The organism is Wolbachia endosymbiont (group A) of Pipizella viduata (genome assembly GCF_964028555.1).
GTDB lineage: Bacteria > Pseudomonadota > Alphaproteobacteria > Rickettsiales > Anaplasmataceae > Wolbachia.
In genome coordinates, this window is the sequence record NZ_OZ034787.1 from 1,137,935 (window position 1) to 1,155,253 (window position 17,319).

A 17,319-nucleotide genomic window follows, 5' to 3' on the forward strand; every position below is an offset into this window, starting at 1 on the left:
ATATGGGCGAGAGTGCCGGCTGTCGGACTTGAACTGACAACCTACTGATTACAAGTCAGTTGCTCTACCAATTGAGCTAAGCCGGCGTTAAACACATTAATAATATACAATTATCAATGGATTTTAGTCAACTGATTTTTAAAATACTGTATAATGAAAATAATATGAGAAAATTTTTACTGAAGCCAAAAAAGAGTCTAGGGCAAAATTTTATTTTATCAAGTGAGATAATAAAAAGAATAGTCGTTTTAGCTGGCAATCTAGAGAATTTTAACGTCATTGAGATTGGTCCTGGATATGGTGCATTAACAAGGGAAATATTGGTGCATAATCCAAAGTCTCTACTTTCTATAGAAAAAGATAGAGATTTAGTAAAACACCATGACCAACTGCTAAATGAGCATCAAGGAAAGTATAGAATTATAGAAGCGGATGCACTGCATGTTATAGAAGAAGAGCTGATAGAGCGCCCAGTCAAAGTTATTGCTAACTTGCCTTACAATATCTCGGTAGTGTTATTTTTAAAGTGGTTAAATAATATAAAATTTTTTACGAACTTGACATTAATGTTTCAAAAAGAGGTAGCAGATCGCATTACGGCAAGACCCAATTCTAAAGATTATGGTTCCTTATCAGTGCTAAGCCAGTTACTATGTGATATAAAAAAGGAATTTGATATTGAACCTAAAGAGTTTTTTCCAAGGCCAAAAGTACATTCTTCAGTAATTACAGTAAATCCTTTGCCTACCCCAAAGTTTGCAGTAAATTTGGAAACCTTAACAAGATTAACACGTGCCGTTTTTGCTCAAAGAAGAAAGATGCTGAGAAATAGCTTGCAAAATATAACGAACCACGCTGAAACTGTCCTTGAAAACGCTAAATTGAGTGGAAACGAACGTCCAGAAAACTTAACCATTGAGCAGTTTTGTTTGCTGGCAAATAATGTAGAATGCTTATTTTGCAAAAGCCCTATTGCAATTTAATTAATTGGCGTATAAGCTTTAAATAAAGCCTATGAAAAAAATGGAAGCTTGTTATTCGTTTGACGATATACTTCTTTTGCCAGCCTATTCTAATATATTGCCTTGCGATGCAGATACAAAAACTTATTTAACAAATAATATAGAACTAAATATCCCTCTCATATCATCTGCAATGGATACTGTTACTGAATCGGGCTTTGCAATAGCTATTGCCCAACATGGAGGGATAGGTTGCATACATAAGAATTTATCAATAGATGAACAAGTTTTAGAAGTAAGAAGGGTGAAAAAATATGAAAGTTGGATCGTGTATAACCCAATTACGATTTCACCGGATAAAACAGTTGCGGAAGCAATTTCATTAATGAGAGAGCACAATTATTCTGGCATTCCTGTAGTCGATCAACTCAAGTTAGTTGGAATTTTAACTAACCGAGATGTGAGGTTTATTGAAGACCAGAACATGAATGTAAAAGTTTCCGAAGTGATGACAAAAGATAAGTTAGTGACAGTGCGGGAGCAGGGAGTGAATAGTGCCTCAGCAATGAAATTGTTGCATGAAAATAGAATAGAAAAGCTTTTGGTCGTAGATGAAAATTCTTGTTGTATAGGTTTAATTACGGTTAAAGACATTGAAAAATACAATAGATACCCAAATTCATGTAAAGACAGTAAAGGGCGGCTCAGAGTTGCCGCTGCAATTGGCACTGGTAAAAAAGATGGTATAGAAAGATGTGAAGCTTTGATCGGAGAAGAAGTTGATGTAGTTGTTGTGGATACTGCTCACGGTCATTCCGAAAACGTTATCAATACCATTAGGGAAATAAAAAAGATGTATCCTAATACGCAATTAATTGGCGGAAACATTGCAACAAAGGAGGCTGCTGAAGCGTTGATTGATGCGGGTGTTGATGCAGTGAAGGTCGGAATAGGACCAGGATCAATCTGTACAACCAGAATAGTTACAGGTGTTGGTGTGCCACAATTCTCTGCAATCAAGAATGTTGCAGAGACGTGTAGAGCAAGAAACGTCAGACTAATTGCTGATGGTGGGGTAAAATACTCAGGAGATGTTGCAAAAGCTATTGCAGCTGGTGCTGACTCTGTGATGATTGGTTCAATTTTTGCTGGCACTGACGAAAGCCCAGGTGAGATTATCATGTATAAGGGCAGAGCATATAAAGGCTATCGAGGAATGGGATCTATTAGTGCAATGAAACGAGGTTCAGCTAGCCGTTATTTTCAAGATAAAGATTCAAAACTAAAATTAGTTCCACAAGGAGTGGAAGGAAGAGTTCCATTCAAAGGTCCAGCTTCAGGAGTAATCCATCAGTTGATTGGCGGATTGCAAGCTGCAATGGGGTATACTGGTAATAGGAATATAGAAGAGATGAAAAAAAATTGTAAATTTGTTACTATTACTGCATCAGGATTAAGAGAGAGTCATGCTCATGATGTAGTCATTACACAAGAAGCTCCAAATTACGCTTATCAAGCGTCCAATTTGTCAACCGATTCAGAGTAGTGACCGTTTATTATTTTGCACCCCAGTCTTTTTCAAATATTGCTAGCCCCTGGTCAGTAAGTGGGTGATTAATTAATTGTCTAAGTACTTTTGCTGGCACAGTAATTGAATCAGCACCAAGCCTTGCAGCTTCTATTACATGTGCTGGGCTTCTCACTGATGCAACAAGAACTTTAGTATCAAAACCGTAATTAGAATATATAGTACATATATCTTCTATTAGTGATAAGCCATCATAGCTTATATCATCAAGGCGACCAACAAAGGGAGAAATAAAACAAGCACCGGCCTTAGCGGCAAGCAGTGCCTGTCCAGGAGAAAAACATAATGTGATGTTAACAGGTATTTTATGCTCTGTCCACAACTTTTTACAAGAAATTAATCCTTCATATGTAAGGGGCAATTTTACCACAACATTATCAGCGATTTTCGCTAACTTAAGGCCTTCTTTAACCATATCTGCATGGTTATTTGCAACAACTTCAACACTAACAGGCCCCTTGATAATAGAGCATATTTCACGCACTAAATCCTCGTATTTATCTTTACGCCCGGACTTTGCTATTAAAGAAGGATTAGTTGTTATGCCGTCAATGAACTCCTTTAGTTCTTTAATTTCATTTAAATCAACGCTATCAAGAAAAATTTCCATATTAATCTCCCATAAAAAAAATACCCTTGCAAAATCTTGTCATCCAAACGCCCTCCTTTGTCATCCAAGTAGCTGACACTGGGATCCATCTTTTTTTTATTATGAACATTATATGCTCCTAGAATCTATTACCCATTGCATAATTTACAAATATTTTTACACCTAGATCCCAGTGTCACGCACTGGGATGACAAAGATGAATACTGGGATGACAGGGAAGAGAATACTGAATGACAGAAAAAAAAGCACTTGGATGACAAAAGTTGGGCTACTTGGATGACAAGAAAGTGATAACCGACTTTTTGCCTAAAATAACTAAGAAAGAAATTTCTCATCAAGATAACTTAAATATATACTAATTCTCTTATTTTTAAACGATTTCTCATCATGAATTGCACGATCAAAAACCTGAATTTGACTTGTTATAATGCTACAATTATTATTTGCAACTTCTAATACGCCACTATCAATTACAACCTTCTTTTCTGTTTGGTTACTCATTTTAATAGTAATCATACCAGGCAATAAATAAATTAAGTAAGGAGCATGGTGAGCTAAAATCATAAGCTCCCCTTCGAGCCCAGTTACTGAAAGAGAAACCACTCCACTGAATGAAATTTGATCATCAGGAGAGAAAAATTGCACTTTAAAAGTATTCATAATCTTTAACTTTTATTTAGCTTCAGCTTGTATTAATTCAGCCTTTTTTATTGCTTCATCTATATTCCCCACCATATAAAAAGCAGCCTCTGGTAAGTTATCATATTTACCTTCAACAATCTCTTTAAAACTGGAAACAGTATCAGAAAGTGAAACAAATTTACCAGGCATACCAGTAAATATTTCTGCAACGTGAAAAGGTTGAGAAAGAAATTTCTGAATCTTACGAGCCCTATCAACAATAATTTTATCTTCATCAGATAGCTCATCCATACCAAGTATTGCGATAATATCCTGCAGTGATTTATAAGTTTGCAATATACGTTTCACCTCAGAAGCTACCTTATAATGTTCTTCACCAATGATTTCAGCAGATAAAGACTGAGAATTTGAATCAAGTGGATCAACAGCAGGGTATATTCCCATTTCAGCTATTTGCCTTGACAACACTGTGGTGGCATCAAGATGAGAGAATGTAGTTGCTGGGGCTGGATCAGTTAAATCGTCCGCAGGAACATATATAGCTTGCACAGAAGTAATAGAGCCAGAAGTTGTTGAAGCTATTCTTTCTTGCATTGCACCCATATCAGTTGCAAGGGTTGGCTGATAACCAACAGCTGACGGTATTCTTCCAAGTAAAGCAGAAATTTCAGAACCAGCTTGTGTAAAACGGAAGATATTATCCACAAAAAATAGAACATCTTGGTTTTCACGGTCACGAAAATACTCTGCCATAGTAAGTGCTGTTAAAGCAACTCTAGCCCTTGCTCCAGGAGGCTCATTCATCTGACCATAAACCAAAACAGCTTGAGATTTTTCATGCTCATTTATATTTATTACATTTGAAGTGATCATCTCGTGATAAAGATCGTTACCTTCACGCGTTCTCTCCCCTACCCCGGCAAACACAGAAAATCCTTTATGAGCTTTTGCTATATTATTAATTAATTCCATTATCAGGACTGTTTTACCAACACCGGCTCCACCAAATAAGCCAATTTTTCCTCCTTTAAGATAAGGTGCAAGAAGATCTATAACTTTTATTCCCGTAACTAAAACTTCTTCCTGTATTCTCTGTTCAGTAAAACTTGGAGGTGCTCTATGTATAGGCTCTAAGTTATATTTTCCCTTCAGTGGACCACACTCATCTATAAGCTCTCCAACAACATTAAAAATCCTTCCTAAAGTTGAACGCCCAACCGGAACTGATATTGGTGCGCCTGTATCAACAAATTCATCCCCCCTTGACATGCCATCTGTGCTATCCATAGCAATACAACGAACTATATTGTCACCTATATGCTGCGAAACTTCTAAAACCAGCTCCTTATCCTTATATTTTAGTTTGCTTTTTAAAGCATTAAATATTTTAGGCAATTCACCTTCAAATTTTATATCAACAACTGCTTGAGTTACCTTAATCGCTCTACCTATATTCATCTCTTTATTTTTATCACCCAACACTATAATTCCATAAAAGAACTTCTAAAGAAAATAAATCTTATATTATTAATAGAAATTTTGCAACATTAAAACGCTTACTAGTTACGCTTCATTACAAACAATGCAAATGCATTTAATAGCCAAGTAATAATAAACAATACTAAACTAAGCGCATAAGCAGCAAGAGTTTGTACACTATTGAAATCCTGATCTCCGGTAAGTAATGTAGCGATCTGCACGGTAATGGTAGTAACTGAATTAAGAGGGTTAAAAGTCAAATTTGCGTTGATTCCCACAGCCATTAGCACAATCATCGTTTCACCTATCACTCTTGAAATTGACAATAAAATTGCACTTAAAATTGTAGGCATTGCATAAGGTATTGTTATATGCCATATAGTTTCCGCTGGAGTTGCGCCAAGTGCCATGAAGCCATAACACAAGCTTTTTGGAACAGATCTTATGGCATCTTCGAGTAAAGAAATAATAAAAGGAAGAATCATTATCCCAATCGATAAACCGGCAACTAAGGCACTTTCTGAGTGTATACTTAAACCAAAAAAATTTGCTACCTGCTTTATAAAGAAAGACAAGAACACAACCGCAAAATATCCATATACAACCGTAGGAATAGCAGATAAAACTTGCAAAGTTGTATTAACAATATAACGCACTTTCTCACTCGCATATTCACTAATATATATTGCAGAAAATAAACCAAGCGGAACGACAACTAACATTGCTATAATAGTTATAAGTAATGTACCTACTAAAAGCGGCGCTATACCAAAACATCCTATCTTCTCTTCATTGACAGTGACTACATTGTGGCCCCATTTCAAGCAAAACAAGAATTCTGAAATAGCTACTTTATTAAAAAAATTAATGGATTGAATAAAAATAGATAGCATTATAAATAAAGTGATAAAAAATGATATGGCCAAAGCCACAAATAACGAAAGTTTTATTATCTTATTTCTTTTATTTTTAAAGATAAAAGCAAGCATGAAAAAAAGTAACGCTATAGAAATAAAAGTTACAAAACAATTATTATAGAGTACTAACAACCAAGTTAGCATCCATACACAACTAAGATATAGATAAGATTTAACCTTATTTACTTCTTGAAACCTACTAAAACAAAATAAAAGGATTAGTAGGACAGGTATGACTATCACCGAATTCATTTTCCCATACATCAAATTTTATTCTACGAAAATGTCATACAAGTTCACCATCATTTGACAATAAAGTAAAACAATTTAAAATAAATAATTATATTAATATAAAAACAATGAAGAGAACATTTCAACCAAAAAATTTGATAAGAAAGCGCAGACATGGATTTCGTGCACGTATGGCAACAAGAGCTGGAAGAAAAATCCTTAATAGGCGCCGTTCATTAGGGTGTAACAAATTATGCGCATAGTAAGTATAAAAAAAAAGATTTTTCCTTTGCTTTCAAAAATAAGTTAGCACTCAGCAGTCTTTTTTATCGTGGGCTTTATATATCACTGTACGCCATAAAAGAAAGAGAACCTGAAAAGTACACTCATACTATTAGAGTAGGTCTGGCTATCAGTAAAAAAACCGGAAAAGCAGCAAAAAGAAATAAAATAAAAAGGCAATTACGAATGCTTGCTAAAATTAGCATTTTAAATATAAGCAATATAGGGCACTACTACATAATACTAACTCATAGAAACATTATGCAAGCAAATTATAAAAACTTACAAAAAGATCTAACTATTTGCTTAAAAAAGATAAAATAAAAAAAATCTCAATTAAGGTATTTACAACTATATTTTTTATGATAACATAAGTAAAATTTTTAAAATAAATTAACGGGCGTGAGTGTTTAATGGTAGAGAGTAGAAAAGAACAAGATAAAAATCTCAATATAAATACAAATAATGTTAAAGAAGATTTTTATGAATATAAAGAATCTAATTATCGTACACAATGGGAATTAGCATTTGAGCAAAGTCGATACTTAGAGCAGAATAAGAATAAGCCTAGACCACAATTATTAGACTTGAATATAGAAGCGACTTCTCGTAATAAAAGAATTATTAAAAGGCGATAAAAAGAAATTTTTATAAACTTGGCGGCGACCTACTCTCCCTTTTCAAGTACCATCAGCGCTAAAAAGTTTCACTTCCGAGTTCAAGATGAGATCGGGTGGTTCATTTTTGCTATAGCCACCAAGTCAATAAAAATTTCTAACTTAACAATTTTAACTTAATATTTAACACTGCATACACACATATAGAAAGCAAATAAATCAATCAGGCTATTAGTACTAGTTAGCTTCACATGTTACCATGCTTCCACACCTAGCCTATCAACGTGGTAGTCTTCCACGGCCTTAATTGGGAAATCTTTTTGAAGAGGGTTTCTTGCTTATATGCTTTCAGCAATTATCCCATCTATACATAGCCACCCAGCGATGCTATTGGCATAACAGCTGGTACACCAGAGGTATATCCATCTCGGTCCTCTCGTACTAGAGTCAGACCTTCTCAAATTTCCTTCACCCACGGCAGATAGAAACCGAACTGTCTCACGACGTTCTAAACCCAACTCACGTATCACTTTAATCGGCGAACAGCCGAACCCTTGGGACCTTCTTCAGCCCCAGGATGTGATGAGTCGACATCGAGGTGCCAAACGGTGTCGTCGCTATGAACGCTCGAACACCATCAGCCTGTTATCCCCGGCGTACCTTTTATCCGTTGAGCGATGACCCTTCCATACAGAATCACCGGATCACTATGACCGACTTTCGTCTCTGCTTGGCTTGTCAGCCTCGCAGTCAGGCAAGCTTATGCCATTATACTATCAAGCTGATTTCCGACCAGCTCTAGCTTACCTTCGCACGCCTCCGTTACTTTTTAGGAGGCGACCGCCCCAGTCAAACTACCCTCCATACAATGTCCTAGTTCCAGATAATGAAACATAGTTAGATATCAAAAGTGTAAAGGGTGGTATCTCAAGGTTGACTCCATTATAGCTAGCGCCATAACTTCAAAGTCTCCCACCTATCCTGCACATCACACTTTTAATAGCAATGTAAAGCTATAGTAAAGGTGCACGGGGTCTCTTCGTCTAACCGCGGGTACCCCGCATCTGCACGGGGAATTCAATTTCGCTGAAGTGATGTTGGAGACAGTGGAGAAATCGTTACGCCATTCGTGCGGGTCGGAACTTACCCGACAAGGAATTTCGCTACCTTAGGACCGTCAGTGTTACGGCCGCCGTTTACTGGGGCTTCAATTTAGAGCTTGCACCCCTCCTATTAACCTTCCAGCACCGGGCAGGCGTCAGACCCTATACTTCCACTTACGTGTTTGCAGAGTCCTGTGTTTTTAGTAAACAGTCGCTACTCCCTATTTTGTGCCACCTACTCATAGTTGCCTAAAAGCAGGTTACCCTTCTTCCGAAGTTACAGGTATAATTTGCCGAGTTCCTTCAACATCATTCTTTCAACACCTTAGTATACTCTACTCATCCACCAGTGTCGGTTTGCGGTACGGCCTCATAAATATAAGTGCTATTTCCTGGAGCTTCTTTTAAGCATAGATCAATCCAATAAGATCTATACAAATACGAAACCCGTCACACTTAAGAGGTTTAGGAATATTAACCTAATTGCCATCGACTACTCCTTTACGGACTCGCCTTAGGAACCGACTAACCCTACGCAGATTAACTTAACGTAGGAACCCTTAGATTTTTGGTGAGAGTGTTTTTCACACTCTTTTACGCTACTTATGTCAGCATTCTCACTTCCGATATCTCCAGCAGTTTTCACAAACCACCTTCACAGACTTACGGAACGCTCCGCTACCGCGCCTATTGATCGAAATCAATAAGCACTCACATCTTCGGTATACAGCTTTAGCCCCGGTACATTTTCGGCGCAGAAAAACTTATTTAGACAAGTGAGCTGTTACGCTTTCTTTAAAGGATGGCTGCTTCCAAGCCAACCTCCTAGCTGTAATGGTTTTTCTACTTCCTTCCCCACTTAGCTGTAATTTTGGGACCTTAGATAGTGATCTGGGTTGTTTCCCTTTCCACCACGGACTTAGCACCCGTAGTGTGCCTGCTGTATAATTAATTGTTGGTATTCGGAGTTTAGTTAGATTTGGTAAGACGGTGAATCCCCCTAGTCTATCCAGTGCTCTACCCCCAACAACATACATACAACGCTCTACCTAAATAGATTTCGCGGAGAACCAGCTATTTCCAAGTTTGATTGGCCTTTCACCCCTAATCACAACTCATCCAATAATGTTGCAACATTAACTGGTTCGATCCTCCAGTGTGTTTTACCACACCTTCAATCTGGTCATGACTAGATCACTTGGTTTCGGGTCTAATCCATAAAACTAAAATGCCCTATTCAGACTTGCTTTCGCTACGCCTACACCTAACGGCTTAAGCTTGCTTCATAGATTAACTCGCTGACCCATTATGCAAAAGGTACGCTGTCACTCTAAATATCAATAGATTGATATAGAGCTCCAACTGTTTGTAAGCACTTGATTTCAGATTCTATTTCACTCCCCTCCCGGGGTTCTTTTCACCTTTCCCTCACGGTACTTGTTCACTATCGGTCGTTAAGGAGTATTTAGGCTTGGAGGATGGTCCCCCCATATTCAAACAGGATTTCACGTGCCCCGCTCTACTCAAGGATTTAAAAACTTTCTACTTATACAGGACTATCACCTTCTATGGTTACTATTTCCAGAGTATTCTAATTCTTATTCTTAAATCACTAGCCTTTTCCGCTTTCGCTCGTCACTACTAACAGAATCTCGGTTGATTTCTTTTCCTTTGGCTACTTAGATATTTCAGTTCACCAAGTTTGCCTTACATACTTAGTATGTAATAACTAGCTAAGCTAGTTGGGTTTCCCTATTCGGAAATCTGCGGATCAAAATTTGTTGACAATTCCCCACAGCTTATCGCAGCCTGCCACGTCCTTCATCGCCTCTTAACGCCAAGGCATCCATCAAGTGCTCTTAATAATTTATTTATCCGACTATATGCAGAATATGCAGAGTTAAATATTATTAAAATTGAATTGAGATTAAATTAATCTCTACCATAAAACTTGTCAAACATCTAAAAACTAAATTAATCTTTATATTATAACCTAATAAATAATATGTCAACGCCTTTTTGCACAAAACATTTACTTATATTATCAACAACAATATACTAGCAATCCTAAACAGTACAATCTGAGAAATATGCGGTAAACTTATATATACAGTAAAAATTAATAAAAAAGATATTTTGTAAGATAAAATGTGTTAAAATCAATTGCCTAAAAATGATAATGAACATTCGGAGTATTTCTCATGTATGAAAAGTAATCTCTCTTTTATAAAAAACGTTGCTTTAAATTGTATGTCTAAGCTCATTGGTGTATTAAATATTAAGAAAGTAAAACACTTCATTGTGAATAAATATAATACTCTTCATAAAGAAATGACAGTGCTTCTTAAAAAATCTAAGAACCTGTTAAATACCAACATTGAAATCGGTTTATATCACTTTTATAAAGGTAGCATATCAGATGCAAAGTTACGATTTTGGTTAATTAGCATATTTTACCCCCATTTACCCATAGTCTGGTATAACATCGGAAGGTGTCATTTTGCGGTAGGGAATACTAATAAAGCTTATAATTATTTAACACAGACACTAAAATTAGATAGTGATCATGAGGAGGCATCTTACTATATAAAAAAAATGACAAACTCAGCGCCTATTACAGAATTGCCAAAAAACCTCATAAGACAATATTTTGATTACACAGGTGAATATTTTGTTGAGCATTGGTTGATTGCTAAACAGTATAGAGGGCATGAACTTGTACACATGATAATTACAAAAATCTTCAACAACTCCACTTCTGAGCTCAATATACTTGACCTTGGTTGTGGGACTGGAATATGTGGTCATTTCTTGAAAATAAATAGTACTGGAAGCCACATAACAGGAATTGACATTTCAAGTAGAATGCTAAATATCGCAAGAGGATGCTTTATAAAAGGTAAGCCTGTTTACAATGAATTAATACATATGGAAATGAAAGAGTTTCTTAAACAAAAGAAAAACCAGCAGTATGATGTAATTATCTTTGCTGAAGTGCTACATTATCTACATGACTTTCAAGAAGAATTGGAATTAGCAAAAAGATCTACGAGCAAAAAAGGGGTTATTATATGTTTAATAAGAAGAAAGGAAGGTGAAGGTATTGACTTTGTAAACAAAGGAGACTATTTTCGTCACTCAGAAAGTTATGTTCAACATGTTGCAAAAAAAATAAATATGCAGATAAGTTATATGAGTTACTGTAAAATATATGGCAGTCAGGTTGACGGTATCTTGTTTGCATTACAGCATCAACAAGAAAATCCGAAAAACCTAACTTAAAAATCGCTCAAAGTGGCTTTTAAGTATCTATATATAATAAAAGAATAAAAGGAATTTTATGAATAACATTACTATTAATTACGCAAAGGATAGCAAATTAACCGATTTTGGAAAAGCAGTTCTATCAGACAGGTATTTAATAGAAAATGAAAGTTACCAAGACCTCTTTGCACGTATTGCTAATTACTATTCTGATAACAAAGAACATGCGCAGCGTCTTTATGACTACATGAGCAACTTGTGGTTCATGCCTTCAACACCAATACTCAGCAATGGTGGCACCAAGAGAGGGTTGCCTATCTCTTGCTTTCTTAATGAAACCGAAGACAGCTTGCAGGGAATAGTTGACTTATGGAATGAAAATGTTTGGCTTGCTGCACGTGGAGGAGGCATAGGTAGTTATTGGGGAAATTTACGTTCAATTGGTGAAAGTGTAAAAGGTAGTGGTAAAACATCAGGAATTGTACCATTTATTGTGGTGCAAAATGCTCTAACGCTCGCAATTAGTCAGGGATCCTTAAGGCGAGGAAGTTCAGCAGTCTATCTTCCTGTATCTCATCCGGAGATAGAAGAGTTTCTGGATTTGCGCAAGCCAACAGGCGGTGACCCAAATCGCAAAGCGTTAAATATACATCATGCTGTAATAGTAACAGATAAATTTATGCAGGCTGTTGAGAATGATCAAGAATGGAATTTAATAAGCCCTCACAACAATAAGGTTATTTCAACTGTAAAAGCGCAGGATATATGGATCAAAATATTAACAGCAAGAGTTGAAACTGGAGAACCTTACATTATTTTCCTTGATGCAACAAATAACAATAAGCCAGAATCTTACAAAAAGCTCAACTTAGACATCAAGATGTCAAATCTATGCAGTGAAATAACTTTAACTACAGGTTATGATCACCTGAATAAGTCACGCACTGCTGTGTGTTGTCTATCATCCGTAAACCTTGAGTACTACGAAGAATGGAAAGACAATAAACTCTTCATAGAAGATATAATGCGCTTTCTTGATAATGTATTGGAAGATTTCATAAATAAAGCACCGAATGAAATGCAGCGAGCAAAATATTCTGCAGCCAGAGAACGCAGTATTGGTCTTGGTGTGATGGGTTTTCATTCATTTTTACAAAGCAAAATGGTTCCTTTTGAATCAGTAATAGCACAACAATGGAATAAAAAAATATTTAAGTATTTACGTGAGCAAGCAGATATAGTTTCTAAAAAATTAGCAGAGGAAAAGGGGGCATGTCCTGATGCCAAAGAAGTTGATCTAATGGAAAGGTTTACACACAAGCTCGCTATTGCTCCAACTGCCTCAATCTCCATTATTGCAGGCAATACTTCTCCTGGAATAGAGCCATATGCAGCAAACGTATTCATACAAAAGACACTGACAGGCTCATTTGTAGTGCGAAATAAATTCTTGCAAAAACTATTAGCAGAAAAAAATCAAGACAATGATAAAATATGGTCTTCAATTTCGACAAACGAGGGTTCCGTTCAGCATTTAGATTTTCTTAGTGAGCATGAAAAATTGACATTTAAAACAGCGTACGAGCTTGATCAAAGATGGATTATAGAACATGCAAGTGATAGAACTCCGTATGTTTGTCAGTCTCAATCAGTCAATCTGTTCTTGCCTGCCAACATACACAAACGTTACTTGCATAAAATACACATGCTTGCCTGGAAAAAAGGATTGAAGAGCTTATATTACTGCAGATCACAATCAATGCAGAGAGCTGACAAGGTTTCGCATGACATATTCAAAAAAAGTGAAATATTGCAACACAAAACAGATATTGACTACGATGAATGTTTGTCATGCCAATAGTGACCTTATTCAAAAAAAGTAGAGAGAAAGTTAAGCAAATGGGTAAGGAAATATAATAGACTTCTTGCATAACCATATAACGAACTTTTCTTGGGAATAGAAACGAAAAAACTTCCTTGACAAACTCCGCCAGCCCCCTTATCATGATAGTGAAGGTATTCAGTTATCTTCATCTGTGCAGATTAAACAGCAAGAAAACAACGTAGTTGGCGTCTTATTTTTAATTTTTTGCACTATGTGCACCTTATGTCTTCACAACATTTCTGGGTTTTTACCTATATAAGCTGAAACGCGCTTATAAGTCGTTTAAGACAGTATAGTACGCCAATTTGCAGGATTAGAGAGTGACAACTAGCTAACATGGGGTTTCCTTTGCCTTTTTTTCTGCTTAGTAAATTTCTTAAACATTTAAACTAAGGTGAGTTGCATTTAAAAGCAGCTAAATTGCAGTGTTTAAGACTTAAAAAACGCCAATACTGAAAATAGACAATGACTAGGGCTTCTTTTGCCTTTTTTTTCGTTTGGTAAATTTCTTAACGTTTGTAGCTAAAAGAGCCCAAGAGAGGTGTCATGCCAGTGCTCCTTTTTTTGTCATCCCAGTGCTTGACACTGGGATCCAGTTTTCCATATAACCTCATCGAAAACGTTGTATTTTAACGTAAAACATCTATTTTTATGCTTACCAACTTAATAAAATTCCTGGATCCCAGTGTCAAGCACTGGGATGACAAAAAAGGGGCTACTCGGATGACAAAAAAAGAGCACTGGGATGACAGGAGAAGGGGCTACTCGGATAACAAGAAAGAGGCTACTCGGATGACACCATTTACAACCACTCCCCTACCCTTTCTAGCTGTTTATAGCTATTAAATCTCAGGAATTTATCAAAATATGGAGAGGCAATAAAGGGTGTGGAATTACTTAAATAATTAGATAAAAAACCAGGCAGATCATTTTTTAATTCTTGCATTTTGTATCTATAATTTTGTATAGAAATAACTTTTATTTTATCATAATCAAGTTTCCAATAAGCAAGTTCTGAAACTTCTCTTTTTGTTATATGTTCTACCGCTAAGGCTTGCAAAATTAACTGTGGAAAAAACCCCGACATCACTTCTTCGTTGGAAGGTGGTGAACCAAGTTTATAGTCTATAATTGCTACTTGCCCACTTGGTAGATACTCAACTCTATCACATCTTGCTGTCAGTAAAATTTCTTGTGGGATCAGATCTCTATTTGTCATCCAAGCAGTTTCATACTGGGATACATCATCACAAGAAATATAGATTCCAGCGTCACGCGCTGGAATATGAAATATCGGACAGGTAAAACTCTTTTCCAACTCAACATAATTGCTTCGAGTTTCATCAAATTCGACAAAAGATTGAATTATCCTTTGCAGTCTTACCCACCACATATTTGAAAAATTAAACTGACTAGTCGAGAATGCTTTTCGTGCAATGCTCATTGGCGACTTTTTGTTGCGTAAATATCTTGCAAGAATGTTGTGCACCATAGTGCCAAATTCCAATATCGATGGCTTAAAATTCAAGTCTCTTAATTGTTTAAGGCCCAGTATATATTCAACGTAAAATGAATAAGGATTACGAATTAGCTTTTCTATTGCACTGCAAGACATCACCTGCATTTTTTCTTTTCTAACTTCGGTTTGAGGTTTTGGCATAGGCTGAGTACATGGAACAGTACATTCAGGCATATTTAATATCCTCAGCCAATCGCGATACGGCTGTTTCCCCTCCTTGAGCAGAATTTCCAAACGCTGCAATAGAATTGGTTTTCTATGGCTTAGCGATCTTGTAATATAAACCTTACTTGCACAAAACAAATTGTGTAAAGTATAAAAAAAATACCCCTGCTCTTCTTGCGCAGAAGGAAGGTTAAATTTTTCTCTCGTAAGTGCATTCAAAAGCGGACTTTGAAAGCTTGGCGCTTCATTAAATCCAGCGAGTATTACAACTTTGTTGTGATATAAGCTGAATTTATTCAAGTCATTTGCTACAGAGAAAAACTCTTTCTCTAAAAATAAGGTCAGAATTTGGCTATATAACTCTAAGGAGCACTTAATTTCTATACCCTCACATGCATTCAAGAAATTACAGGTGAAATTACCTATTTCACTATTTAGCTCTGAAAAATTTATACCAGATAGCACATTAATACACTGCAAATGAGTTGCCACCACATCAGAAATAGGGCAATTTATAGAGTTAAGTAAAAGATTAAGTATAGCCTCTAACCTATTGATAATAAGCAATATATCCTCTTTATGTTTTAGCTTTTTATAGGTATTAATAGCATCTATAATATCTTTAAGGCCATTTGTACTAAAGTTGCGTAATATCTCTATTTCAAATTCAGATAAAATCTGAGAGTACTCTTCTTGAGTGTAATCAAAAGTCACTAGCCTATGTTTAAGGAGCGAAAGTAATGATACACTGCTCCAATTTGAGGTCAAAACTTCGATACTATAAAGTAGGAGTGTTATATAAGGATAATTTTCCGGTATGGCACTGTGTTGCCTTGATAAACATGCTATACGAGCTGCAAGTAATTTATCAAAGACAACCAAAGAAACGTTTTCATAACCTTCATTCTCTATAATTAATGATGTCACTTGTGCTTCTTCCTCTCTGGAATCACAAGTGATGACTTCAATATTGCCAATATGTCCATTACTAACTTTGCTTAGATCGGCAGTTGTATCAAAAATGTAATCTAGATATTCCTCAGGACTTCCTGTCATTCCAGCCCTTTGATTTTTGGTGTATGAACATTGCAATTTGCAGGTAATTTGAGTAATAGATGGTGTCATTCCAGTGCTTGACACTGGAATCCAGTTTCTATTGCACAGCCACCTGGTGCGCTCATTTAAAGTTAAGTTTTCTGGATCCCAGTGTCTGGGCACTGGGATGACATCAGAACACGCTTCTGGCAGAAAACTCACATCTCTTCTATCTACATTTAAATAATCGAGTAGATCTTTCAGGCAATATTGATAATGTTTTTTATCAAGTGATTGCCAATCTTTCTCTTTAATTTTCAAATTCAGATTAGGAAAAATTATTTTTCCAAACGGCAGGTCATATATAGCCTTAATTAACGACTTATCCTTTCCAATTCCAACAAAGATTATATGTTGGTCTTTTTGTAAAGAGATTATCATATTGTTTATGTAATCACTCTTATGTTCTAATATATCTACTACTCCTAAATCTTTTAAAATTTTATTCCAACTCTCAATGAGTAAGCTTATGAAATTCTCTATTTTTTTTGAATGTTCATCGAATTGATAACAATCCGTTGTTTGGGTAGATTGAATTTTATCAAGCAATGATGGCAGGCTATAAGCTAAATCAATGGGGAAATTATCATTATTTTTTCTATTCCACTCCAATATGAATTGAATGAGTAGCAGCGTCCTCTTTGTTGGATTGATAACTTTAACTCTATCAAGATTTAATATTAAATCCTCCTCATCGATGTTCTCTAGCGAAACTATCTCTGGCAAAATTATGCATTTTTTAGCGTTATAATTCTTGAACGCACTCAGAAGCGCTATTACATCCCTTTTGCAGGGAAGTATGATCTTTATCTCGGGAATTTTTTCTCTTTCATATTCAGAAAATATGTGCTGAACCAATACATTGAAAAAGGACTCATCCACATTAACGGTAAAAACTCTTCCCACTAACAGTAACAATTAATACAATATTTTATTATATAGAAATCACTCAAAATATAA

General features: G+C 35.9%; 12 protein-coding genes, 1 tRNA gene, 2 rRNA genes and 1 pseudogene. 8 read left to right on the forward strand and 8 right to left on the reverse strand.

Translation table 11 applies throughout. The features are described 5' to 3' along the window. Window positions 1-13: 13 nt before the first annotated feature. Window positions 14-86 (reverse strand) — tRNA-Thr (locus tag ABWU50_RS05490). A 78-nt stretch (window positions 87-164) separates the two neighbouring features. Here ABWU50_RS05490 and rsmA point away from each other — a divergent pair. Both rsmA and guaB read left to right on the forward strand, forming a co-directional pair. Further along, the gene (gene rsmA / locus ABWU50_RS05495) at window positions 165-983 is read left to right on the forward strand and encodes a 16S rRNA (adenine(1518)-N(6)/adenine(1519)-N(6))-dimethyltransferase RsmA (protein WP_264736236.1); all 819 of its coding nucleotides are present in this window, start codon (window positions 165-167) and stop codon (window positions 981-983) included. Window positions 984-1,014: 31 nt separating this feature from the next. Further along, on the forward strand, window positions 1,015-2,508 hold the full coding sequence (gene guaB / locus ABWU50_RS05500) for an IMP dehydrogenase (protein ID WP_253309150.1): 1,494 nt from the start codon (window positions 1,015-1,017) through the stop codon (window positions 2,506-2,508). A gap of 10 nt (window positions 2,509-2,518) precedes the next feature. Here the strand turns inward: guaB and fsa are convergent, their stop codons facing one another. From fsa to pstC, 4 genes are all read right to left on the reverse strand, one after another. Continuing rightward, on the reverse strand, window positions 2,519-3,160 hold the full coding sequence (fsa, locus tag ABWU50_RS05505) for a fructose-6-phosphate aldolase (RefSeq protein WP_253309151.1): 642 nt from the start codon (window positions 3,158-3,160) through the stop codon (window positions 2,519-2,521). A 315-nt stretch (window positions 3,161-3,475) separates the two neighbouring features. Further along, window positions 3,476-3,820 carry a F0F1 ATP synthase subunit epsilon gene (locus ABWU50_RS05515; protein ID WP_353275675.1) on the reverse strand — a complete coding sequence of 115 codons (345 nt, stop codon included), beginning with the start codon at window positions 3,818-3,820 and terminating at the stop codon, window positions 3,476-3,478. Window positions 3,821-3,832: 12 nt separating this feature from the next. Next, entirely contained in the window at window positions 3,833-5,260 is a 1,428-nt protein-coding gene (gene atpD, locus ABWU50_RS05520) for a F0F1 ATP synthase subunit beta (protein WP_353276379.1), read from the reverse strand. Window positions 5,261-5,361: 101 nt separating this feature from the next. Further along, window positions 5,362-6,450 carry a phosphate ABC transporter permease subunit PstC gene (gene pstC / locus ABWU50_RS05525; protein ID WP_353275677.1) on the reverse strand — a complete coding sequence of 363 codons (1,089 nt, stop codon included), beginning with the start codon at window positions 6,448-6,450 and terminating at the stop codon, window positions 5,362-5,364. A 107-nt stretch (window positions 6,451-6,557) separates the two neighbouring features. Between pstC and rpmH the strand changes: the two genes are divergently transcribed. The 3 genes and pseudogenes from rpmH to ABWU50_RS05540 all read left to right on the forward strand — a co-directional run bounded on the left by rpmH (window position 6,558) and on the right by ABWU50_RS05540 (window position 7,349). Beyond that, the gene (rpmH, locus tag ABWU50_RS05530; protein WP_353275678.1) at window positions 6,558-6,692 is read left to right on the forward strand and encodes a 50S ribosomal protein L34; all 135 of its coding nucleotides are present in this window, start codon (window positions 6,558-6,560) and stop codon (window positions 6,690-6,692) included. A gap of 67 nt (window positions 6,693-6,759) precedes the next feature. Then, window positions 6,760-7,035, forward strand: a pseudogene (rnpA, locus tag ABWU50_RS05535) (ribonuclease P protein component); the annotation flags it as partial. Window positions 7,036-7,124: 89 nt separating this feature from the next. Then, entirely contained in the window at window positions 7,125-7,349 is a 225-nt protein-coding gene (locus ABWU50_RS05540) for a hypothetical protein (RefSeq protein WP_253309152.1), read from the forward strand. A 16-nt stretch (window positions 7,350-7,365) separates the two neighbouring features. Here the strand turns inward: ABWU50_RS05540 and rrf are convergent. Beyond that, window positions 7,366-7,472: ribosomal RNA gene (gene rrf / locus ABWU50_RS05545) — 5S ribosomal RNA — on the reverse strand. Window positions 7,473-7,538: 66 nt separating this feature from the next. Next, window positions 7,539-10,304, reverse strand: a 23S ribosomal RNA gene (locus ABWU50_RS05550). Window positions 10,305-10,636: 332 nt separating this feature from the next. Between ABWU50_RS05550 and ABWU50_RS05555 the strand changes: the two genes are divergently transcribed. The 3 genes from ABWU50_RS05555 (at window position 10,637) to ABWU50_RS05565 (ending at window position 14,426) form a co-directional block, all read left to right on the forward strand. Further along, window positions 10,637-11,713: a methyltransferase domain-containing protein gene (locus ABWU50_RS05555; protein ID WP_264329070.1), complete on the forward strand. Its 1,077-nt coding sequence runs from the start codon at window positions 10,637-10,639 to the stop codon at window positions 11,711-11,713. Between the two features lie 58 nt (window positions 11,714-11,771). Next, window positions 11,772-13,556 carry a ribonucleoside-diphosphate reductase subunit alpha gene (locus tag ABWU50_RS05560; protein ID WP_353275679.1) on the forward strand — a complete coding sequence of 595 codons (1,785 nt, stop codon included), beginning with the start codon at window positions 11,772-11,774 and terminating at the stop codon, window positions 13,554-13,556. A gap of 675 nt (window positions 13,557-14,231) precedes the next feature. After that, a complete protein-coding gene (locus ABWU50_RS05565) occupies window positions 14,232-14,426 on the forward strand; it encodes a hypothetical protein (RefSeq protein WP_353275681.1) in 195 nt (64 codons plus the stop codon). Here ABWU50_RS05565 and ABWU50_RS05570 read toward each other — a convergent pair. Beyond that, a complete protein-coding gene (locus ABWU50_RS05570) occupies window positions 14,383-17,265 on the reverse strand; it encodes a WPE palindromic element domain-containing protein (RefSeq protein ID WP_353275682.1) in 2,883 nt (960 codons plus the stop codon). The two genes, ABWU50_RS05565 and ABWU50_RS05570, sit on opposite strands and share 44 nt — an antisense overlap. Window positions 17,266-17,319 lie beyond the last annotated feature (54 nt).